The organism is Arenimonas sp., assembly GCF_019459675.1.
Classification (GTDB): Bacteria; Pseudomonadota; Gammaproteobacteria; order Xanthomonadales; family Xanthomonadaceae; genus Arenimonas.
Genome location: NZ_JAIBFH010000340.1, coordinates 1 through 4595 on the forward strand (window position 1 = coordinate 1; position 4595 = coordinate 4595).

Genomic DNA, 4595 nt, shown 5'->3' on the forward strand with positions numbered 1-4595 from the left:
CCAAAGCCGTGCGCCAGCAGCACGCCGGGGCCGGCGCCGGCGCAGCGGGCCGCCGACAGCGCCAAGCCGTCCCGCCCGGTCAGCGTGCTGACGGTGGACTGGGGCGACGGACACGCGGCGGCGGCGGACATAACCATACGCAGCAGTATGGGTTGGGGGAGGCGGCCTGTCAATACCAGCCCGTATGGTGCATGATTCCGACACCGCATTCCGGCTTACCCGAGCCGCCCCCAGCCGGTAGACTTCGAACCATGGCCGCCTCACTACCCAAGCTTGAACGCCCGACCCGCTTGAGCGCGGAAGACTGGGCCCTCGCCGCCCTCGACGTGATCGCCGAACAGGGCCTTGCCGCCGTGGCGGTGGAGCCGCTGGCGCGGCGACTTGGCGTCACCAAGGGCAGCTTCTACTGGCACTTCCCGTCCCGCGAGGCCCTGTTGGTGGCCGCGCTGGAGCGGTGGGAAGTGATGGAACAGGAAACCGTGTTCGGCCAGCTTGAGGCCATTTCCGACCCGCGGGCGCGCCTCAAGGCGCTGTTCCAGCTGGTGGCGCACGAACTCAAGCCACACATTATCTATTCAGAGCTGCTCAAGGCCCTGGACCACCCGGTGGTGCAGCCCGTTCTGCACCGGGTGTCGCAGCGGCGCCTGGACTACCTCACGGCCAGCTTCCGCCAGGCGGGCCTGCCGCGGTTGGACGCCCAGAACCGTGCGCGCCTGACCTATGCCGCTTACGTCGGGTTCCTGCAGCTTTCCCTGCAGCTGGGCCAGCCCCGCCTGCACCACGATGAGTTCGAAGCCTACGTGGGCCATGTGATGAGCACGCTCATCCCGGTTTGAGGGCCGTCCGACGCGGTTGCGCCCCTTGGGACACGACCTGCCCGGCCCGATAGAATACGTATGCATGATCTGGCGCTGGGTCTTCGCGCCCCTCCCGGTTTTCCATTTAACGGTACCGATATGTCCAGCAAACTTGCCGCGCTCAACGAATGGGTGGCCTCCGTCGCCCAGCTGACCCAGCCCGCCGCGATCCACTGGTGCGACGGCTCCGACGCCGAGAACAGCCAGCTGGTTGCGCTGATGCTGTCCACCGGCGACCTGGTGCGGCTCAACGAGTCCAGCCACCCGAACTGCTTCCTGCATCGTTCCAGCCCCAGCGACGTGGCGCGCGTGGAGCACCTGACCTTCGTCTGCACGTCCGACAAGGAAGACGCCGGCCAGAACAACAACTGGATGTCGCCTGCCGACGCGCACGCCAAGATGGACGCGCTGTACGCCGGCTGCATGCGCGGCCGCACCCTGTACGTGGTGCCTTACTGCATGGGCCCGATCGATTCGCCGCTGTCGCGCTGCGGCGTGGAAATCACCGACAGCCCGTACGTGGTGGCCAACATGCGCATCATGACCCGCATGGGCGCCCCGGCGCAGGCGCGGATAGAGCGCGAAGGCAGCTTCGTGCGCGGCCTGCATTCGATCGGCGAGCTCGATCCGGACCGACGCTTCATCATGCATTTCCCGGAAGAGCTGGCCATCCAGAGCTTCGGCTCGGGCTATGGCGGCAACGCGCTGCTGGGCAAGAAGTGCCACGCGCTGCGCATCGCCAGCTACCAGGCGCGCACCGAGGGCTGGCTGGCCGAGCACATGCTGATCGTCGGCATTGAGAACCCGCAGGGCGAAACGCACTACGTGGCCGCCGCGTTCCCGTCGGCCTGCGGCAAGACCAACCTGGCCATGCTGATCCCGCCCGAAGGCTACCTGCGCGACGGCTGGAAGGTGTGGACGGTGGGCGACGACATCTGCTGGATGCACCCGGGCCCGGACGGCCGCCTGTACGCCATCAACCCGGAGGCCGGCTTCTTCGGCGTGGCCCCGGGCACCAGCGACAAGACCAACGCCAACGCCATGGCGATGCTGCACCACGATGCCATCTTCACCAACGTCGGCGTCACCGCCGACAACCAGCCGTGGTGGGAAGGCATCGGCAGCGGCGAGCCGGCGAAGGACTGGCAGGGTCGCCCCTACGACCAGGCCAACGGCCCGGCGGCGCACCCGAACTCCCGCTTCACCGTCAGCGCGAAGAACTGCCCCAGCTACACCGCCATGGCCGAAGACCCGCAGGGCGTGCCGCTGAGCGCGATCATGTTCGGCGGCCGGCGCGAGTCGCTGGTGCCGCTGGTGTTCGAGGCGCGCGACTGGACCCACGGCGTGCTGGTGGGTGCCTCGATGGCGTCCGAAACCACCGCTGCCGCCACCGGCGCCGTCGGCGTGGTGCGCCGCGACTCGATGGCCATGAAGCCGTTCGCCGGCTACAACTTCGCCGACTACTTCGCCCACTGGCTGTCGTTCGACAAGCCGGGCGCGAACCTGCCGAAGATCTTCCAGGTGAACTGGTTCCGCAAGAACGAGGCCGGCAAGTTCATGTGGCCGGGCTTCGGTGAAAACCTGCGCGTGCTGGAGTGGATGCTCAAGCGCGTCACCGGCCAGGCCGAAGCCCTGGACACCGCGGTGGGCCTGCTGCCCAAGGTGTCCGACCTCAACGTCGAAGGACTGGACCTGGACCAGGCCACCCTTGAACAGCTGGTCAGCGTCGACCGCGATGGCTGGAAGGCCGAGATGGCCAGCATCGGCGAATACCTGGACAGCTTCGGCGAACGCACGCCGCACGAGCTCAAGGCCGAGCGCGCCAAGATCGCGGCCCGCCTGGCCTGATCGCGCGGGAGGGCCGCCAGGTCCTCCCCCGGGCGACGGATCGGCGATGAAGGCGTTCTACTGCCACCACTTTGTGCTGCCGCTGCCGGACGGCCATCGGTTTCCGATGGCCAAGTACGCGCAGCTGCACGCGCGCATCCTTGAGAGCGCGCCTGCGTTGGGCATCGAACTGGCCGAGCCGCCCGCCGCCACCGACGCCGACCTGCTGCGCGTGCACGCCCCGGACTACGTGCAGGCGATGAGCGACGGCAGCGCCGATGAATCCCAAATGCGGCGCATCGGGTTTCCGTGGTCGGAGGCGATGGTGGAGCGCTCGCGGCGCTCGTCGGGCGGCACGATCATGGCGCTGCGCCACGCACTGTCGGGCGACGGCGTGGCGGTGAACCTGGCCGGCGGCACCCACCACGCCGGGTACGCGCGCGGCGGCGGCTACTGCGTGTTCAACGATGCCGTGGTGGCGGCGCGCCACGTGCAGGCGCACGGCCTGGCCCGTCGCCTGCTGGTGGTGGACCTGGACGTGCACCACGGCAACGGCACCGCCGAGCTTTGCGCCCAAGACCGGAGCATCTTTACCTTCTCGATGCACGCGGGCCGCAACTACCCGGCGGTGAAACCGGACTCCGACCTGGACGTGGCCCTGGCCGACGGCACGGGCGACGACGCCTACCTGGACGCGCTGGCCCGGCATCTGCCCGACGCCATCGCGCGTGCGCAGGCCGACGCGGTGGTTTACCTGGCCGGCGCTGATCCGTTCGCGGGCGACCGCCTGGGCTACCTCGCCCTGAGCAAGGCCGGCCTGGCCGAGCGCGACCGGCAGGTGCTGGCGGCGTGCCGGCGCCACGGCCTGCCGGTGGCCGTCTGCATGGCCGGTGGCTACGCGCCGCAGGTGAGCGACATCGTGGACATCCACGAGGCCACCGTGCGCCTGGCCGCCGCCCACTGGCGCGGGCTGCGCGGCGCCGGCTAAACCTTTTGGCGGGAGCCTGCATCCGAGTCGGTATGCTCAGTACCGCCGTGGACCTTCACGCCGCCCCCGCCAGCCACCCCGTTTCGCCCCGCGACGAGGACCATGCCCTGGTGCTTGCGGCGGGCGCCGGCGACGTGCGCGCCTTCGAGCAGCTTTACCGCAGGCATTCGGGGCGCGTGCATGCGCTGCTGTGGCGGCTTTGCGGGCACGAGGCGAGGGCACAGGACCTGGTGCAGGACGCCTTCGTGAAAGCCTGGCAGGCGCTGCCCGGATTCCGTTTCGAAAGCGCTTTCTCCACCTGGCTGCACCGGCTGGCGGTGAACACCGCGCTGATGCAGCTGCGCGCCCGCCGCGGCGGGGAGGCGATGGAGAACAGCGACGAGGCGCTGGATGCCCAAGCCACGCCCGACAGCGCGGGCCTGCGCACGGCGCTGGCGATCGACCTTGAGCGCGCCATCGCCACCCTGCCGCCGCGCGCGCGCGCCGTGCTGGTGCTGTACGACATCGAAGGCTGGAAACACGAGGAGATCGCCACCGAACTCGGCATGGCGGTCGGCAGTTCCAAGGCCCAGCTGCATCGCGCCCGCCAGCTGCTGCGCGCCAGATTAGGAGAGGACCATGAGCGAGACTGAACTTCGCTGGCAGCTGCGCCAGCTTCCCCGCGAGATCCATCCGCCGCACGACCTGTGGCCCGGCATCGAGGCCCGCCTGCGGCCGAACCGGCCCGAGCGAAAGGGCGTGGCGTGGTGGGTCAGCCTGGCGGCGGCGGCGTCGCTTTGCCTCGCGGTGGGTCTGGCGTGGCAGGCGGGCCGGTCGCCGGCGCCCCCCCCCCCCCGCGCGGGGGGGGGGCGGGGGGCGCCCGCCCCCCACAAGGAAAAAAAAGCGCCGCCGCGGGGGGTGGTAGCGGCCCCCCCCCACTCCGC

The 4595-nt window shown here is 70.0% G+C and carries 4 protein-coding genes and 1 pseudogene; all 5 read left to right on the plus strand.

From position 1 onward, the window contains the following. Positions 1–251 precede the first annotated feature (251 nt). Positions 252–836 carry a TetR/AcrR family transcriptional regulator gene (locus K0M70_RS11395; RefSeq protein ID WP_290781980.1) on the plus strand — a complete coding sequence of 195 codons (585 nt, stop codon included), beginning with the start codon at positions 252–254 and terminating at the stop codon, positions 834–836. A gap of 120 nt (positions 837–956) precedes the next feature. Beyond that, positions 957–2705, plus strand: a complete 1749-nt coding sequence (locus K0M70_RS11400) for a phosphoenolpyruvate carboxykinase (GTP) (protein WP_290781982.1) — start codon at positions 957–959, stop codon at positions 2703–2705. 46 nt (positions 2706–2751) lie between these two features. After that, on the plus strand, positions 2752–3672 hold the full coding sequence (locus tag K0M70_RS11405; protein ID WP_290781984.1) for a histone deacetylase: 921 nt from the start codon (positions 2752–2754) through the stop codon (positions 3670–3672). A gap of 32 nt (positions 3673–3704) precedes the next feature. After that, on the plus strand, positions 3705–4304 hold the full coding sequence (locus tag K0M70_RS11410; protein ID WP_290781985.1) for a sigma-70 family RNA polymerase sigma factor: 600 nt from the start codon (positions 3705–3707) through the stop codon (positions 4302–4304). Next, positions 4291–4595 (plus strand): annotated as a pseudogene (locus K0M70_RS11415) (hypothetical protein); the annotation flags it as partial. The gene K0M70_RS11410 and the pseudogene K0M70_RS11415, both read left to right, overlap by 14 nt.

Coding starts and splice junctions, on each gene's coding strand:
- K0M70_RS11410 (WP_290781985.1), top strand. CDS start 3,705: ATGCTCAGTACCGCCGTGGACCTTCACGCCGCCCCCGCCAGCCACCCC.
- K0M70_RS11395 (WP_290781980.1), top strand. CDS start 252: ATGGCCGCCTCACTACCCAAGCTTGAACGCCCGACCCGCTTGAGCGCG.
- K0M70_RS11405 (WP_290781984.1), top strand. CDS start 2,752: ATGAAGGCGTTCTACTGCCACCACTTTGTGCTGCCGCTGCCGGACGGC.
- K0M70_RS11400 (WP_290781982.1), top strand. CDS start 957: ATGTCCAGCAAACTTGCCGCGCTCAACGAATGGGTGGCCTCCGTCGCC.